Origin of the sequence: Delftia sp. DLF01 (genome assembly GCF_014852125.1) — a bacterium.
GTDB classification, from domain to species: domain Bacteria; phylum Pseudomonadota; class Gammaproteobacteria; order Burkholderiales; family Burkholderiaceae_C; genus Comamonas; species Comamonas acidovorans.
On sequence record NZ_JACVAZ010000003.1, the window covers coordinates 474,792 to 491,958 of the forward strand.

Below are 17,167 nucleotides of genomic sequence, written 5' to 3' on the forward strand. Positions count from 1 at the left end.
CCTCTTCCGACACTGGCGGCCGTTGCCTCAACCCAAGCCCTCGCCGCTGCACGCCCATGACGCCCATGCCCACAACCTCGCTGACTTCCCCGCCCGGTCGGCGGAACCTGCCCCGGCTTTGCTTCGCCATGCTCGTGCTGACGCTCGTCCTCGCGGCCCTGGACCAGACCATTCTTTCGACCGCCCTGCCCGTGATGGCCCGCGAACTGCCGGGCCATTGGCCGCTGGCCTGGGTGTTCTCGGCCTATCTGCTGGCGGCCACCGTGGTGATTGCGCTGTACGGGCGGCTGGCCGATGTGTTGGGCAGAAAGCCCATGCTGCTGCTGGCCATCGGCCTGTTCCTGGCCGGCTCCCTGGCCTGTGGTGCCAGCCATGACCTGCAGCAGCTGGTGTTGGCGCGTGCCCTGCAGGGCGCGGGCGGCGGCGGACTCATGACGCTGACGATGCTGACCCTTGCCGACCTGTTTGCGCCTGAACAACGGGCCCGCTACCAGGGCCTGCTGGGCGCCGCCTATGGTGTATCGACCATGATCGGACCCCTGCTGGGCGGGGCACTGGTGGAGCATCTGTCCTGGCACTGGGCGTTCTGGTTGAACGTGCCGCTCGCAGGGCTGGCCTGGGGGGTGCTGGCATGGGCGCTGCCCGCCAGGGCGGCTGCGCCGCAGGCTGCCGCCGAGCCCCGGCCCCGCCAGCGCATCGACTGGCTGGGTGCCGTGTTGCTGACCGCAGCCCTGGTCAGCCTGCTGCTGGCCACCCAGCACAGCCATCTGAATCTGCCCGAGCAGCTGTCGCTGTGGGTGTTGCTGGCCCTGGGCGCCAAGTTCGCCCTTGCATTCTTCGTGCGCCAGCGCCGCGCCACCCATCCGCTGTTGCCCCTGTCGCTGTTTGCCCACCCGGCCTACGCGGCGGTCAGTTTCCTGGCCCTGTCCACGGGCGTTGCGCTGTATGCGGCCGTTGTCTTCCTTCCGCAGTATCTGCAGATCGGCCTGCACCTGTCGCCTACCGGTTCCGCCTGGCACCTGGCGCCACTGATGGCCGGCATCACCGCAGGGGCCATTGGCAGCGGCCGGCGCCTGCGCGCCCAGACGCCAGCCGCGTCGCTCGCCCGGGTGGCCTGCGTGCTGATGCTGCTGTCGTTCGGGCTGATCACCGCGGCCTTGCACTGGCTGCCGCAGGCGCCGCTGGCCCTGTCCGCAGGACTGCTGCCGTTGGGCCTGGGACTGGGGCTGATGTTTCCCATCATCACCGTGGTGGCGCAGCGTGTGTCGCCGGCCCGGCACCTGGGCATTGCCACGGCGGCACCCGTCATGCTGCGCAGCCTGGGCGGCGCCGCCGGCGTGGCCTTGCTGGCAGCCCTGCTCAGCCATTTGATGAAACAGGAGCTGGCTGCGGCCAGCCCCCTGGCAGCACAGGCCGATGCCGTCACCGCCGCGCTGGGCCACGGGCTGCAGGCCATCTTCGGCTGCGCGGCGCTGGCGGTTCTGGCGGCGTTGGCTGCCTGCCGATGGCTGCCGGCGCGCAAAGCCGCAGTGCGTGACGGCCAGACAGCCCCTGCGGCGCAGAGCGCCGCCATTCGCCGAGGTGCGGAAGGCGCCTAGGCCGCCCCATGCCTCAGAAATCCACCGAAGCCGACACCACGAAGGTGCGCGGAATCATCGGCGAGACGGCGCCCCAGGACGTGACACCGGCCCAGGCCTTGCGGTCGGCCACGTTCTGCACCGTGGCGCGCAGCGTGGTCTTGCGGCCTGCGATGCGGGTGGCATAGCGCAGGCCCAGGTCGGTGCGTGTCCAGCCCGGGATGCGCAGGCGGTTGGCCTGGTCCACGAACTGGGCGCCGGTGTAGGCCAGGTCGCCGACCAGGGTCAGGCCCTCAAGGGCGGGCACATCCCATTCCACGCCCAGGTTGGCCAGCAGGCGCGAGGTGCCGATGGGCCGGTTGCCCACCAGCGCAGGCGTGGCCGAGCGCGTGATCTCGGGCTTGAGCCAGGTCACGCCACCGAGCAAGCGCAGGCCGCGCGCGGCCTCGCCGTAGGCATACAGCTCCATGCCCAGGTTGCGCTGCTCGCCGTTGGTCTTGTAGACGCCCTGGTCCAGGCCGCCGCTGGGTTTTTCAATGCTGAACAGGGCGGCTGTGGCCATGAAGCTGCCGAAGTCGTACTTGCTGCCCACTTCGTACTGGCGGCTCTTGTAGGGGCGCAGCACCTCGCCGTAGTTGCTGGCCGCGGGCGGCGCGATGTCGCCCTTGCTCAGGCCTTCGATGTAGTTGGCGTAGAGGCTCCAGTTGGGCGCCTGGCGCCAGACCACGCCCACGGCGGGCGTGGTCACGCTCTCGTCGTAGACATTGGCGGTGCCGCCCGTGAGCACGTTGTAGTTGGTGGACTTGATGGCCTGGTGGCGCAGGCCCAGCGACAGTTGCAGCCTGTCCTGCAGCAGCGAGAGCGTGTCCACCAGGGCCAGGCTGGTGTTGCGGTTGTCATGGATGCGCGGAATGGCCGAAGGCCGCGCAATGCTTTGCGGCGCGTGGGCAATGGGCGCATAGATGTTGGACACCACGGTGGAGCCCGCCTGCAGCGCGCGGTGAAAATCCTCGCGGTAGCTGGCCAGCTGCAGCGTGACCGAATGCTTGACACCGGCCAGCGCAAAGCGCGAGCGCAGGCCCGCGTCGATGGTGCTGCGGTCCACGTCGAACACCGCGTAGGTGGGCGTGATGCTGGTGGCGCCCGCCGCACTGGTCAGGCGCGGGGCCGAGTCGTAGATGCGGTCCACATCGGCGCGCGACTGGCCGATGTTGGCGAACAGCGTGAGCTGCTGCGTGAGGTCCAGTTCGGTGCGCAGCAGCACGGCGCGCTCGCGGTTCTTGGACCATTCCCAGGGCTGGGTCACGTTGCGCCGGCCATCCGGCGCAGCAGGCATGGAGGTGAGCCCCGTGGGCATGATGGGCCGGCCCACGCCGTCGATGCGCTCGTCCTGCGAGAGCAGGTCCAGCGTGGCACGGAAGCGCTCCACCTCGTAGTCCAGCGCCACGGCCAGCACATGGCCATCGGTGCTTTGATGGTCCATGGACGTATCGCCGCCGTACTTGCTGGCGTTCACACGGATGCCGTACTGGGCCTCGTCGCCAAAGCGCCGGCCCACGTCGGCGTGGGCACGCCAGAGGCTGTCCGAAGTCCAGCCCGTGGTAAGCCGCGCCACATCTTCATTGGCGCGCTTGGGCGCGATGTTGATCACCCCGCCCACGGAGCCGTTGGGCGACATGCCGAACAGCAGCGCGCCGGGCCCCTTGACCACCTCGATGCGGTCCACGTACTCGGTGCGCACGCGGTAGTTGGGGGCAATGCCGTAGATGCCGTCAAAGGCGATCTCGCCCGAGTTGCCCTCCCAGATCGGAAAGCCCCGGATATAGAGGTTGTCCACGTTGCCGCCCGGCAGCACGGTGTAGCGCACGGAAGGGTCGCGGTTCACCGCCTCGGCAATGGTGCCGGCCTGCTGGTTGCGCACGGCCTCGGACGTGTAGCTGGTGGTGCTGAACGGCGCCTGCATGTTGCCGGTATTGCCCAGCACGCCCAGGCGCACGCCCTTGGCCACCTGCCCGCCGGCGTAGGGCGCGGGCAGCAGGCTCACATACTGGTCGCCGGCCGTGACGGTGATCTCGGACAGGCGGTGCGCGTTCTCCGGCGCGTTGGCGGCAGTGGGAAGCAGGGTCAGCGTACCGCCCTCGATGCGCCCCTGCAGGCCGCTGCCCTGCAGCAATGCCGCCAGGCCCTGGCGCACATCGTGGCTGCCGTTGAGCGCCGGGGCCTGCCGGCCCTGCACCAGTTCGGAGGAGTAGGTGAGCTGCAGCCCCGCCTGGCGCGCAAACTGGCTCAGCGCCTGGGCCAGCGGCTGGGCCGGCACGTCGAAGGACACCGATTGCGCGGCGGCCAACTGCAGCTGCAGGCCCAGCACCAGGCCTGCACATGCATGAAAAACCGCTGTGCGGCGGAGGCGGAGGCGGAATCGGGAGGACTTGGGAGCGGACATAAGGACTTTCTGGAAGACAGGCTCATTGCGAATCGCCGGCACAGGCAGGGCGCCCGGCCTTTCATATGCAAATACGAGTCACTCCCAAAAACCCTGAAAAAAACTTCACGGCTCCGCGCGCCCGCCGCGCCGCGCAATCCGCAGGCCGCCGTCGTCCAGCACGCTGACCTGCACCGGGGCGAACTGCGGCAGCCCGCGCAGCCAGCGCTCGGTCTGGGCAATGCGCACATGGCCGCTGATGGCCAGTTGCGCCGCGCCCTCCTCCACCACCAGGCGGCGCCGCGTGTAGCGGCCCAGACGGTGGACGACGCGGCCCAGCGGTTCCTGCTCGAAGACCAGCTCGCCCTCGCGCCAGGCCGCGGGCCGTTGCTGGAGCTGCGGCTGCCAGGCAGCGCCGTCGGCATCTCCTGCCCCGCCGTCCAGGGGAATGCGCAGCGACTGGCTGTCCTGCAGCAACTGGCTGCGCCCGGTGGCTGCATGCTCCACCCGCACCTGGCCCGACTCCACCTGCACCCGCACCGCATCGGGCTCCAGTTCCACACCAAAGCGCGTGCCCAGCACGGTCACGCGCAGGGGGCCGGCCTCCACCACAAAGGGCCGTGCCGCATCGCGGGCCACGGCAAAGAAGGCGGCGCCTTCCAGCAGCCGTGCCTGTCGCAGGTCGGCACGGTAGGTCAGCGCCACGCGGCTGGCGGCGTCCACGCGCAGCACGCTGCCATCGGGCAGCTCCAGGCTGCGCTGCACGCCCGTGGCGCTGGCCAGTTCACCTTGCCACAGCACGCGGCGGCTCCACATCTGCCAGGCGGGCCAGGCCGCGCAGGCCATGCCGGCCACGCCCAGCAGTGCGCCCAGGGCACGCCGCCGCCGCTTTCTGGAAGAGGCCTGCAAGCCCGCCTCCACCCCGCCGCGCCAGCGCAGCAAGGCGGCTTCCAGGCAGGCATCGGCCTGCATCAGGTCGCGCTCCACGGTGTTCAGGGAGACCTGCAGGCGCTGGGCGATGTCGGCCTGCCGCTCGCCATGCAGGCGGTGGGCCAGCAAGGCGGCCTGCATGCGCTCGGGCAGATCTGCAATCGTGCGCTCCACCACGGCCAGTGCCTGCCGGTACATGGCGCGGTCGGCCACATCGCCTTCGGCCTCGGGCTGCAATTGCGCCCAGTCGTCCATGCAGCGCTGCTGCGCACCGCGCTGGCGCAGCCTGTCTATCGCCAGATGCTTGGCCGTGGCAAACAGGTAGGCCCGCGCGGCTTCGAGCGTGGGCGAGCTGCCATCGGGCAGTTGCGGCGGCGCATCGGCCAGGCGCAGCCAGGTTTCCTGGGCCAGTTCCTGCGCCTCATCACGGCTGCCGGTCTTGCCGGCCAGATAGGACACCAGTTGCTGCTGGCAGGCACAGAAAAGCTGGTGCCAGCGCGCAGCGGTCCAGGAGGCGGAAGGGGTGGGCATGGCCGGGGGGAGGTGAGAAATCGACAACGAGAATGACTATCATTCTAGTTTTGTTTGATCCAGGCAGGCCCGGCCGCCGGGCCATCGCAGGCAAACTGTCCACCCATCAACATCCGGACCACATGCCCATGATCTTCCTGGCGATCACATCTACCGGCTTGGCACAGGCACTTCGCGCCGCCACCGAAAACGACGCCGTCTGGTGCGGCAGCGACGCGATTTCCGAGGCCGACTACGCCGCCCGACAATGGCCCAACCTCAGCCGCTTTGCCTACTCGCTGGAGGACCGCGTTTTGATCGACGATGCCGTGTCCACCATTGAGGAACACCACCCAGGGCATACGATCTGGGTAGAGGCATCTTCCCTGCGATAGCGGGTTCTCTGGTCACCACCTTGAGGGCTTCAATTGAAAGCTTTTCTTCAATTCCTGGCAGCCATACTTTTGTCCACTGCAAGCCACGGCATGGAACACATTGCCAGCCAAAGTGCGCTACCGCATCAAAACAAAGACGCGGAGTATTTATCTGCCTACGAGTGGAACCTGCAGCAGGCTTTCGATGCCGTAGGCAAAGAGAAAACGAATTGGAAAACACCAGACAGCCCCTCAATAAAGCTCTGGTTCTCCAAAGATGGAGATTTCGGCACACGGATATGCAATTTCATGAAGTGGAAATATGAGATGGATGCCGATGGAAGCCTCCAGATCAAGCCCGGCATCTACACGATGGCCGGTTGTCCCGAGCCATTGATGGAGCTGCAAAAATGGGCAAGTGACTTGCTGTCAAGGAAATTTCACTACACGTTGACAACGGCAATCACCAACGTACCACCCCATCTGCAACTGCGCTTTGCCGATGGTAGTCGCTGGGAACTGAAAGGCGAACCCACTTCAAAAACCAAGTAAGGAAGTGGTGGCTAGGCGATTCTTCTCAGTTGGGTGAGCGAATAAATCGCCAGCCATTTGGCGTTGCCACACATGATTTGCAATGCGTGGGCGATGGCTGCTACCACCTCAACGCTGCCACCCGCAGCGCATCCACCGCCATATCGATGAACGCCCGCACGCGATGCGCGGCGTGCCGCCCTTCCCTGTGCACCACATGAATCGGTAGCGGCGGCCGCTCGAAGGGCTCCAGGACCAGGCGCAGTGCGCCGTCCTGCACGGGTTTGGCGATCTGGTAGAGCGGCAGGCGCGTGATGCCCTGCCCGGCCAGGGCGCAGTCCGCCGCAGCCTCGTTGGTCATGGACATGAGGCGCGGCTGCAGGCGCACGGCCAGGGCCTTGTCGCCTTCGAGAAACCGCCATTCGGGTGTGGAGGTGAGGCCGGATGCGGTGATGGTGGTGTGCTGCGCTAGCTCCTCGGGCCGCTGGGGCACGCCGTGGCTGGCCAGGTATGCGGGCGAGGCGCACAGCACCTGCCGCACGCTGCCCACGCGGATGGCCTGCAGCGAGGAGTCGGGCAGATCGCCGATGCGCACGGCCACGTCCACGCCCTCGTCCACCAGGCTGACCACGCGGTCCACAAACCAGCAGTTGACGTCCACCTCAGGAAACCGGCCCAGGTAGTCGTGCACCACGGGCAGCACGTGCATGCGCCCGAAGTTGACCGGCGCCGTGAGCGTGAGCCGGCCGCGCGGTGCGGCATGGGCGCTGGCGGCATGCTCGTCGGCCTCTTCCAGCTCGGCCAGGATGCGGCGGCAGCTGTCGGCGTAGGCCGTGCCGGCCTCGGTCACGCGCACGAAGCGCGTGGTGCGCGTGAGCAGGCGCACGCCCAGGCGCTCCTCCAGGTCGGAGACGGCCCGCGTCACCACCGAGGGCGAGACCTTGAGCCGGCGTGCGGCCGAGGCGAAGCCGCCTGTGTCCACCACTGCGAGAAATGCTGTCATGGACTGGAAGCGATCCATCTGTGCCTGCCTTGTCTGTGTCGTATGTCTGCCCGGCTGCGGGCGGCCCGCGCAGGACTGCCCAGGTTTGCGCCGGCGCTTTGTTCGCGTTCCCGCAAGAGTGACTTGCCGCCGCCAGGGATTCTAAAGATGCGGGCGGGGAAGGAGGATACGTCCCGTGGCGCCGACAACCGGCGCCTTCACCAACCCCAAGGAACCGCAATGAAGCTCTACCACTTTCCCCTGTCCGGCCACGCCCATCGCGCCCGCCTCTTCCTCGGCCTGCTGGGCGTGGAGCATGAGCTGGTCCACGTGGACCTGGCCAACGGCGCGCAGAAGAAGCCCGAATTCCTGGCGCTGAACCCGCTGGGCCAGGTGCCGGTGCTGGACGACAACGGTACGGTGATTGCCGACTCCAACGCCATCCTGGTCTACCTGGCGCGCAAGCTGGACCGCCAGGACTGGATGCCCCTGGGCGCACAGGCCGAGGCCGAGATCCAGAAATGGCTGAGCATCGCCGCCGGCCCCATCGCCTTCGGCCCGGCAGCGGCCCGGCTGGTCACGGTGTTCAAGGCCCCCTTCCAGGCCGAGGAAGTGATAGCCCGCGCCCACGCCATCCTCGCCAAGATCGAGGCGCAATTGACCACCCGCCCCTTCCTCACCGGCGGCACGCCCACGATTGCCGACGTGGCCCTGTACAGCTACATCGCCAGCGCGCCCGAGGGCAATGTGGACCTGCAACCCTACCGCGAAGTGCGTGCCTGGCTGGGCCGCATCGAGGCGCTGCCGGGCTTCGTGGCATTCGCCCAGACACCGGCCGGCCTGCGGGCCTGAGTGCCTGAGCCACACCTCCCCTGAAACCCCGGCAAAGGAGCTCACCATGCACCCGCAACCCCTGCAAAACCCCGCCTCGCCCTGGCATGCGGGCGAACTGGCGATCCAGCAAAGCGTTGGCGTCGTGGGCCGCATGGACATGCCGGGCCGCAAGTTCCTGCGCCCCTTCCTCCTGGACCAGCACCGCGAGTTCTATCCTCTGCTGCATTTCGTGGTGCTGGGCAGCGTGGATGCGCAAGGCGATGCCTGGGCCACGGTACGGGCCGGCGAGCCGGGCTTCCTGCACTCTCCCGATCCATCGACCCTGCATGTGGCGGCGGGCCGCGATGCGGCCGACCCGGCCGAGCCGGGCCTGGCCGATGGCCATGCCGTGGGCCTGCTGGGCATGGACCCCATGACGCGCCGGCGCAACCGGCTCAACGGCACTGTGCGGCGCAAGACAGGCGTTGATGGGGCAGGCGCCTTCGACATCGGCGTGGTCCAGAGCTTCGGCAACTGCCCGCGCTATATCCAGAACCGCAGCGTCCGGTTCGTCCGGCCTGCGGACGAGCCCACCCAGGTGCCGGCGGTCGAACTGGCATCGCTGGACCAGCGCGCGCAGGCACTGATTGCGCAGGCGGATACGTTCTACGTGGCGTCCTACGTTGATGGGGAGGATGGCCTGCGCCAGGTCGATGTCTCCCACCGTGGCGGCAAGCCGGGCTTTGTGCGGATCGACGCCGATGGAACGCTGACCATCCCCGACTTCTCGGGCAACCTGTTCTTCATGACGTTGGGCAACTTCCTGGTCAATCCCAAGGCGGGCCTGCTGTTCATCGACTCCGAAACCGGGGAAATGCTGCAGATGACGGGCGAGGCCAGCGTCATCCTCGACTCCCCGGAAATCGCGGCCTTCGAGGGCGCCGAGCGCCTGTGGACCTTCAAGCCCCGCCGCATCGTGCGCCGGCCCGACGCCCTGCCGCTGCGCTGGAGCATGGCGGCCGACGGCTGGTCGCCCCACCTGCAGATGACCGGAAGCTGGGCCGATGCCAGCCAGCGCCTGGCCGCCGCCCGGCTGGGGCGGCAGTGGCGGCCGTTCCGGGTGGCGCAGGCCGTGGATGAGAGTTCCACCATCCGCTCGCTCTACCTGGAGCCGGCCGATGGCATGGCCGCTGTGGCTCCCCTGGCCGGCCAGCACCTGCCGCTGCGCCTCACGCTGGCGGACGGCAGCCATCTGCAGCGCACCTATACGCTGTCGCTGGCGCCTTCGGACGGGCGCTTGCGCATCAGCGTCAAGAGGCAAGGCCGCGCATCCAGCCATCTGCATGGCCTGAAGCCCGGCGATCTGGTCGAGGCCCGCCCGCCCGCTGGCAGCTTCACCGCCGATGCGGCCCTGCGCCGCCCCGCCGTGCTGCTGGCCGCGGGCATAGGCATCACGCCCTTGCTGGCCATGCTGCGCCACATCGTCCACGAAGGCCGGCGCACCCGCAGCCTGCGGCCCACCTGGCTGTTCCAGGCGGCTCGCACGCGCAGCGAACGGGCCTTTGACACGGAGATTGCCGAACTGGTGAAGGCCGGCAATGCCGAGGTGCACTGGGTGCGCACGCTCAGCCAGCCCGGCACGGCAAAGGCCGGCCGCGACTACGACCATGAGGGCCACATCGACATGGCCCTGTTAAGAGCCACCCTGCCCTGGGACGATTACGACTTCTACCTCTGCGGCCCGGACGCCTTCATGCAGGCCACCTATGACGGCCTGCGCGAACGCAATGTGCCCGACGAGCGCATCCACGCAGAAGCCTTCGGTCCCTCCGCCCTGAAGCGCTCCATGGCCGGTGCAGCCCCCGCCGTCGAACTGCCGGCACCCGCCACACAGCCTGTCCGCATCATCTTTGCCGACTCGGCCAAGGAAGCGCGCTGGAAGCCCGGCGACGGCAGCCTGCTCGAAGTGGCCGAGGCCCGGGGGCTGGAGCCCGCCTTCGGCTGCCGGGGCGGCAGCTGCGGCGACTGCCGCGCGCGTGTGCTGCAGGGCGGGGTGACCTATGCCTCGCCACCCTCCTTCGCCGTGCCAGCGGGCGAGGCGCTGATCTGCTGCGCCGTGCCTGCGCAGGGGACGGGGGAGGCTTTGCATCTGGCGTTGTGAGGAGCCTGTCTCTGCGCGCTTTCCACATCAGGACATACCGACGGCAAAAGGCACATCAGCGATTGCTGCCCAATGCTTGGCTGCATCTAGCTTTCTATCTGGACGAGTATCGATTCATCAAGCTCTATGACTTCAAACAGGCCCTGACCCCGCTCATAGACCTCCCCTGACAGGAACCGAACCACTTTCTGGCCGATGAGCATGCACATCTCCACGACAAAGCCATCTGCATCCCGGCGCATGTCTTTTATCCGCACAAGGCCCAAGGGCAACTCAGCCAGCAGTCGGTCACGGTAACCAATGGATGCAGGCACGCCGGGACCCGACTCAGACGCCTCTGGAGTCACAAGGTACAGGCCGTGAAACCCGCTGCCATCCTCGATACGGGAAAGCATTGACCAGACACGTCCGTCCACCAGTTGGATCCAAATCTCGATGAACTGGAGATAGGGCACCTGCGGATGGCTCCAGACTGCTTCGCCAGGTACCCAGTGCTGCCGACCTGATTCATCCATATCCCAGCGGCCGCCTTCGGCCAACGCCATCTCGCAAGCTCGCCAGCCCACAATCACCTGCTGGTCGAGATCCTGAAGGGACGGGAACTGGCGCGGCCCCATGGGCTGGATGGAGCTCCCGGGGGCCGGCTTGGTGTCGTCGATATGGACTACCGCGAACCCTTCCTGCTCACTCGGCGGCTCGAACATGGCAAACACGCTGCGAATGGCCTGCTCCGGCACCTGGTGATCGGCTCGCCGCTGCGTGTTCCTCCGCAAGGCGGTCTGCAAATCGGCTTTGAGCCAAATACAGACTACGGGCACGCCATGTGATCTGGCGATCTGAATGGCACGCTCACGATGCACCGTCTTCGGAAGGGCGGCATCAAAGAACACCGCATCACCACCCAACGCTGCGGCGTTCTGTTGAATCCAGCTGCTCTTGCCTGCAGCTTGCACCCCCACCACCACATAGAGCTTGGTCGCGGGCGAGCTGACAGACAGTGCTTTGTCCAAGTCCCGGTACGCCAACTCCCATGCGGCAGCACTGCGTTCCGGGGTGAACAGGCGACCTTGTTCGGTTTCCAGATAGTGGTCTGGATTGATGTGCTTTGTAGTGTCCATGGTGAGCTGCAAGATTCTGGATCACTGTAGCTGGGCACGGCGCCGTACCGTCCGCAGACAAACGAACCCGCCATGCAAAACGGCCTTGATCGATACACTCGCTGCAATTCCTGCGCCCTCGTACACGCCGCAAATCCAAAGCCCTGCCCATGCAACTCACCAACTGCCTGCTCCGCCTGTCGCCCTTGGTCCTCACCTGCCACATCGGCCTGGCCTGCGCACAGATCACCACGCCCTCAGCAGGCACCTATGTGCGCAAGGGCGGGGGTGGCGATCTGGTGGTGCGGGCCAATGGCAAGTTCCATATCCAGACCGTCGGTGCCAACGGCCATACCTGTGAGCTGGAAGGCACCATCACCAACGGCCGGGCCAGGATGGCGAATTCGGCCTGCGCCGTGGACTTCACGCCTGCAGGCCAGCGCGTCGGCGTCGACACGGCCACCGCCGATGCATGCCGGGACTTCTGCGGCATGCGGGCCTGGTTCGGTGGCGATTACCTTCGGCCCACACCCGGCTGCACGGACAAGGCCATTGCCGCATCGCGCAGAAACTTCAAGCGCGCGTACGACGCCAAGGACTACCGCCTGGCGCTGACCACGCTGGCGCCGGTGCTGCAGGACTGCGATGAGGTGCTGACCGGGGTTATCAAGGGCTGGCTGCGCAACGACCTGGCGCTGGCGCAGCTTCGCTCGGGCGATGCAGCCGCCTGCCGCCAGACCCTGGCGCCGCTGGCCGAGGAAGCCGGCAAGACGGATCAGGAACTGCGCGAGGCCTATCCACCCACCGATGCCGATGTGGTGCTGCCCATGCTCAAGGCTGCGCGCACCAATCTGCGCTTGTGCAGTTGAGGCGGTGCCATCGCCATGAAAGATCCCGCATCGCCCAACGCAGGAATCTCCGGGCATTTCCGGCGTGAGGCGAAGTGGATGCTGTGGGTGCTTGGCGTGCTGCCCTTGGCGCTTGCCTTGCTGGCAGCGTGGCTGGCGCCACTGATCCTGAACCATGTGGAGAAAGACAAATGCCTGAAAGCTGGAGCACAGATCTCCAGGCAAACCGGCAGGTGCGAACGCCCTGAACAGGCGCCCCCGAAGGAGTGAATTGCGGGCTATCCCGTTGCCCGCCTGGCGCACGACGATGCCCTGTGCTTGGGCGTGGTGCCCATGCTGTAGCGGATCGGCGGCGGCCCGGGCGTCTTGCCCTATCCTTGTGCGCTTTCATTCCAACTGAGCAGCGCCCTTGAACCGGGCTTGACCCCTTGCCACCCATGACCGATATCCGCCCCGCCCACTTTCCCGAAGACCTCGACGCCGTGGTCCGCATCTTCCGGGAGTACGTGGCCAGCCCCACCGTGAGCCTGGACTTCCAGGACTTCGAGACCGAGTTCGCCGCCCTGCCCGGCAAGTACGCCGCACCCGAAGGCTGCGTGCTGCTGGCCTGGAAAGACGGCCAGCCCGTGGGCTGCGCCGCCCTGCGCCAGGTGGATGCGCAGACAGGCGAAATGAAGCGCGTCTACGTGCGCCCCACGGTACGCGGCGAGAACCTGGGGCGCCGCCTGGTGGAAGGCATCCTGGACGCTGCACGCCACACAGGCTACAGCCGCATCTGCCTGGACGTGCTGCCCGAGTTCCAGGCCGCGCAGCGGCTGTATGAGTCCCTGGGTTTTGCGGATGCAGAGCCGGTGAGCTTCAATCCCGTGCCGGGCACGCGTTATCTCGGACTGGATCTTTGAGGCATGCACCCTCCGGCAGGCGGCCTTCAGCGCCTGCACGGCTTCCGATGCGCTGACACCTGGTCCCTGAGTCCTCGTCTGCCAGCATTCGGCACGGTGAGACCGTAGCCCATCCCCCGGTCCAACAGCCTGCCCGCAAGCGCAGCGGCGGTACGGACCACCTCTCCCCGCATCCTTCATCCGCAAATGCCCGTGGCCGAGCCGGGCAGCCTGCGCTTGTGCCCCGTGAATACCGCCCATGGCGAATGGCGCTGCCTGGGACCAAACGCTCATTGGCAGCATCTCTATTCACCTGGAATTTCAAACCTGATTTTAGGAATTGTCCTAAGGATAATTCTGAAAATGATCTGTGGGCGACTTCTTTGATTGACCTCGTGCAGGCCATGAAATCAAATGAGGACTCTTCGCACAGCAAACATCAGAAACCCGCTCGGACACTGACAGCGGATTATTCGCCTGCTTGCAACCACTCATTTCCGTCAAATTGCCTTTATTGATCAAGGCGCATTGGCTGGAATCCTCGATTCCGCTTCTGATCCAGCGTCTCCATACACCATGCCAGCCTCCATTGCCGCCACCTTCTATCAGATCGGCTATGCCGACATGCTTGCTCGCCAAATGGAGCAGAAACAGATCGATGCCATTGTGCTCACGCCACAGGAATACGCAGACATACTGAGCGACAAGGCGCGCAATAATCCTCGCCTGGCGGCCACGCTGCATGCCATGCTGGCCCACAGTGCGCTTGGTCGATACTGGACACACACCGCCAGCCCGAATGCAGGCAAACCCTGGGTCGCTCCCGCCTCCCTGATGGTCAGCGACGCGTACCTGATCACCAAAACGCTGATTGCATTGGGCCTGGCCGGTGCCCGCTCCTATATCAAGACAACCGCCACAGGCACCTATATCATCATCACGGGCTACGCGGGACTTCGCCGCCAGCTGCTGCAAGGCACGCGATTCCTTGCCGCCAATCCACGCATGGTCCAGATGGGCCTGGGTATTCGCGGTCTGCAGAATGTGGCCAAGGGCGGGTTTCTTCTGAGCCTGGTGGTGGGCACCGGGATAGAGACACTGGACTTCATCTTCAATGACGAGAAGACCATGCATGATCTTGTGGGTGGGATTGGAGTGGAGGCGGTCAAGGCGGGATTGGCGACGATGATTGCAATAAGCGCGGGAGCCCTAACTGCAAGCGTTACTACTTTGGTCATTTTTCCGCTAGGAGCGATGGCGTTAGCCATATTTGCCACTGGAGCACTTCTCAACTACACAGATCAGCGATGGAAAATAAAACAAAACGTTATTACAGCCCTAAAGTCTGTAAACAATGAAAAAGCACCAGGCATATATAAACTAGATCAAAACCCCATTCAATAAAGGCAGCTATCATCTCTCAGCACGCAAGCATCACCCAAGAATCACGATCCAACAGAAAATCAACTTCACAAGATACTTCGCGTCAAATCAAAAGAAAATCAATTAATCAAAATAAATATGAGAGACATAAAAAAAATTCGGAAATCTGCAATATTTGGAATACCCATCAGCATTCTACTATCAGTCGGATGTTTCTGGTTTTCCTTTGCGGAAACAATCCCGATGCTGAAAGACATAAATGCTCTCGCGCCAACCATAAGAATCATGCCGGGCGCACCAACAATCTTCATGACTCCTTTCGTTTTTATTACGTTAGCACTGGTATCGGTGCTAAATTCCATCCCTTGCAACGATAGTATTCTACGAAAATCCGATAAAGCACTATCAATAGTTTTCACCCTTGGAATTTCTTCAGCACTGGTTTCTTTGATATTCATTACTCCGCTGCAGTACTATGCGATGCCTAAGCTGGGCTATACACGTTGCAATATTCTGGAAGGGCATCCCACCATATATTTCACAGACTGGGTCAAAAAGCCCGAATGGTGCGTTCGCGGAAAATCCAGGGAGTGGGTCATGGAGCAAGCCAAGCTCGCCAGCGGTCCTGAAAATCTTTGAAATAAAAAAAAGCGCAGACTACATGGTCCGCGCTTTTTTGCATCCTACGGCAGCCGTGCTGCCAACTCCCTCAGAACGCCTCTTCACTCATCTCCGCGCAGGTCATGTCGCGCTCACGCACGACCTTGAGCCATGCGCCTATCCGGGGCAGTTCGTAACGGAAGAAGTAGCGCATGGCGGCCATGCGGCCAGCGTTGGCAGGTTCGGCCAGGGCGGTGTCTTTGGCAAGTACAGCCAGGGACACGTCCAGCCAGGTCCAGGCCAGTACCGTGTGGCCGAAGGCCTGCATGTAGGGCACGGCATTGGCCAGGGCCTGTTGCGGGTCGTCGGTGGCCCATGCGGCCTTGGTGGTGGCGCCGACTTCCTGCAGAGCCTTGGCCAGTTCATTGGCATGGCCGGCCAGTTCGGGCCGGGCCATGGCGCGCTGGATGGTGTCGTTGATGCGCGTGGCCAGCAGCTGCAGGCCCTTGCCGCCTTCCATGAGCACCTTGCGGCCCAGCAGGTCCATGGCCTGGATGCCGTGCGTGCCTTCGTGGATCATGTTCAGGCGGTTGTCGCGCCAGTATTGCTCCACGGGGAAGTCGCGCGTGTAGCCGTAGCCGCCATGGATCTGGATGGCCAGGGAGTTGGCCTCCAGGCAGAACTCGCTGGGCCAGCTCTTGGAGATGGGGGTCAGCACTTCCAGCAGCAGCCGGGCCTCGGCCACGGATTCGGGCGTGCCGGTGTGCTGCTCATCGACCAGGCGTGCGCAGAACAGGTTCAGCGCCAGCGCGCCTTCGCAATAGGACTTCTGCGCCAGCAGCATGCGCTTGACGTCGGCGTGCTCGATGATGCGCGACTGGGGGCGCGTGGCATCCTTGCCGGCTGCACCCGGCGCCCCCTTGATCGGCCGGCCCTGCGGGCGGCTCTGCGCGTACTCCAGGCTGGCGTGGTAGCCGGCCAGGCCCAGCATGGTGGCGGCCATGCCGATGGAGATGCGGGCCTCGTTCATCATGTGGAACATGCATTTGAGGCCCTCGCCGGGCTTGCCGACGAGGTAGCCCACGGCCCCGGCGCCGCCGCGCACGGGAAAGCGCCCTTCCCCGAAGTTCAGCAGCGTGTTGGTGGTGCCACGCCAGCCCAGCTTGTGGTTGAGGCCGGCCAGGGCCACGTCGTTGCGCTCGCCGGTGAGCTGGCCTTCGGTGTCCACGAGCTTCTTGGGCACGATGAACAGCGAGATGCCCCGCACGCCGGGCACGGGCTTGCCATCGGGGCCGGGGATCTTGGCCAGCACCAGATGGACGATGTTCTCGGTCAGCTCATGGTCGCCCGCGCTGATCCACATCTTGTTGCCCTTGAGGCGGTAGCGCGGGCCCAGCGCATCGCTCTCGAAGTCGGCGCCATCGGGCTCGGCGCGGGTGGCGATATCGCTCAGCGAGGAGCCGGCCTGGGGCTCGGACAGGCACATGGTGCCGGCCCAGCGGCCATTGAATTCATTGGTGGCAAAGACCTGCTTTTGCATGTCCGTGCCGTGGGCCATGATGGCATTGGCATTGCCCGAGGTCAGCATGTTGGAGCCGATGCTGATGGAGGCCGCCGCGAAGAAGCTGTTGGCTGCCGCCTCCACGGTGTAGGGCAGCTGCATGCCGCCGATGTCGTAGTCCTGGGCGGCGCTGAGCATGCCCGAGTCGGCATAGGCCTGGCGCGCATCGTGGGTGCACTGGGGCAGGATGACTTTCTCGCCGTCGAACTGCGGCTCCTGCGTGTCCACGGTGCGGTTGAAGGGGGCGTATTTCTCGCGGGCGATGCGCTCGCAGGTGTCGAGCACGGCATCGAAGGTGTCGCGCGAATGGTCGGCAAAGCGCTCGCGCTCGCCCAGCGCATCGGCGCGCAGCCATTCATAGAGCAGGAAATCGATGGTGGAACGCAGGCGCATGGTGATGTCCGGAATCAAAAAAGAAGCCGCAGGCGCCGCCAGAGGGAGCGCGTGCGGCCAACAGGAGTAACGGGAACAGGCGGTGGCGGTCGCAGCCGCCACCT

At 65.3% G+C, this 17,167-nt stretch carries 15 protein-coding genes; 9 read left to right on the top strand and 6 right to left on the bottom strand.

Going from position 1 to position 17,167, the window contains the following annotated elements; genetic code table 11:
- Positions 1-65: 65 nt before the first annotated feature.
- Positions 66-1,598 carry an MFS transporter gene (locus IB269_RS17400; RefSeq protein WP_225614171.1) on the top strand — a complete coding sequence of 511 codons (1,533 nt, stop codon included), beginning with the start codon at positions 66-68 and terminating at the stop codon, positions 1,596-1,598.
- A 13-nt stretch (positions 1,599-1,611) separates the two neighbouring features.
- Here the strand turns inward: IB269_RS17400 and IB269_RS17405 are convergent, their stop codons facing one another.
- Entirely contained in the window at positions 1,612-3,945 is a 2,334-nt protein-coding gene (locus tag IB269_RS17405; RefSeq protein ID WP_257221314.1) for a TonB-dependent receptor, read from the bottom strand.
- Positions 3,946-4,125: 180 nt separating this feature from the next.
- Complete coding sequence (locus IB269_RS17410) at positions 4,126-5,460, bottom strand: sigma-70 family RNA polymerase sigma factor (RefSeq protein ID WP_192367810.1); 1,335 nt, start codon at positions 5,458-5,460, stop codon at positions 4,126-4,128.
- Positions 5,461-5,492: 32 nt separating this feature from the next.
- Between IB269_RS17410 and IB269_RS17415 the strand changes: the two genes are divergently transcribed.
- A complete protein-coding gene (locus IB269_RS17415; RefSeq protein ID WP_225614172.1) occupies positions 5,493-5,834 on the top strand; it encodes a hypothetical protein in 342 nt (113 codons plus the stop codon).
- 90 nt (positions 5,835-5,924) lie between these two features.
- Positions 5,925-6,365 carry an META domain-containing protein gene (locus IB269_RS17420; protein WP_192367812.1) on the top strand — a complete coding sequence of 147 codons (441 nt, stop codon included), beginning with the start codon at positions 5,925-5,927 and terminating at the stop codon, positions 6,363-6,365.
- Between the two features lie 100 nt (positions 6,366-6,465).
- Here IB269_RS17420 and IB269_RS17425 read toward each other — a convergent pair whose 3' ends face one another.
- Positions 6,466-7,365, bottom strand: a complete 900-nt coding sequence (locus IB269_RS17425; protein WP_099751217.1) for a LysR family transcriptional regulator — start codon at positions 7,363-7,365, stop codon at positions 6,466-6,468.
- A gap of 201 nt (positions 7,366-7,566) precedes the next feature.
- Here IB269_RS17425 and IB269_RS17430 point away from each other — a divergent pair, with 201 nt between their 5' ends.
- Positions 7,567-8,178, top strand: coding sequence for a glutathione S-transferase family protein (locus tag IB269_RS17430; protein ID WP_192367813.1), 612 nt, complete (start codon positions 7,567-7,569; stop codon positions 8,176-8,178).
- A 46-nt stretch (positions 8,179-8,224) separates the two neighbouring features.
- A complete protein-coding gene (locus IB269_RS17435; RefSeq protein ID WP_192367814.1) occupies positions 8,225-10,300 on the top strand; it encodes a pyridoxamine 5'-phosphate oxidase family protein in 2,076 nt (691 codons plus the stop codon).
- 86 nt (positions 10,301-10,386) lie between these two features.
- Here the strand turns inward: IB269_RS17435 and IB269_RS17440 are convergent, their stop codons facing one another.
- The gene (locus tag IB269_RS17440) at positions 10,387-11,418 is read right to left on the bottom strand and encodes an AAA family ATPase (RefSeq protein ID WP_192367815.1); all 1,032 of its coding nucleotides are present in this window, start codon (positions 11,416-11,418) and stop codon (positions 10,387-10,389) included.
- A gap of 149 nt (positions 11,419-11,567) precedes the next feature.
- On the opposite strand from IB269_RS17440, the gene IB269_RS17445 reads away from it, so the two are divergent.
- From IB269_RS17445 to IB269_RS17460, 4 genes are all read left to right on the top strand, one after another.
- Positions 11,568-12,266, top strand: coding sequence for a hypothetical protein (locus IB269_RS17445; RefSeq protein WP_192367816.1), 699 nt, complete (start codon positions 11,568-11,570; stop codon positions 12,264-12,266).
- A 15-nt stretch (positions 12,267-12,281) separates the two neighbouring features.
- Entirely contained in the window at positions 12,282-12,515 is a 234-nt protein-coding gene (locus tag IB269_RS17450) for a hypothetical protein (protein ID WP_043781750.1), read from the top strand.
- Between the two features lie 167 nt (positions 12,516-12,682).
- Positions 12,683-13,147: a GNAT family N-acetyltransferase gene (locus IB269_RS17455; protein WP_192367817.1), complete on the top strand. Its 465-nt coding sequence runs from the start codon at positions 12,683-12,685 to the stop codon at positions 13,145-13,147.
- A gap of 555 nt (positions 13,148-13,702) precedes the next feature.
- A complete protein-coding gene (locus IB269_RS17460; protein ID WP_034363979.1) occupies positions 13,703-14,530 on the top strand; it encodes a hypothetical protein in 828 nt (275 codons plus the stop codon).
- Between the two features lie 98 nt (positions 14,531-14,628).
- On the opposite strand, the gene IB269_RS17465 is transcribed toward IB269_RS17460, so the two are convergent.
- Together IB269_RS17465 and IB269_RS17470 are read right to left on the bottom strand one after the other, a co-directional pair.
- The gene (locus tag IB269_RS17465; protein WP_192367818.1) at positions 14,629-14,967 is read right to left on the bottom strand and encodes a hypothetical protein; all 339 of its coding nucleotides are present in this window, start codon (positions 14,965-14,967) and stop codon (positions 14,629-14,631) included.
- Positions 14,968-15,218: 251 nt separating this feature from the next.
- Positions 15,219-17,063: an acyl-CoA dehydrogenase gene (locus IB269_RS17470; RefSeq protein ID WP_192367819.1), complete on the bottom strand. Its 1,845-nt coding sequence runs from the start codon at positions 17,061-17,063 to the stop codon at positions 15,219-15,221.
- Positions 17,064-17,167 lie beyond the last annotated feature (104 nt).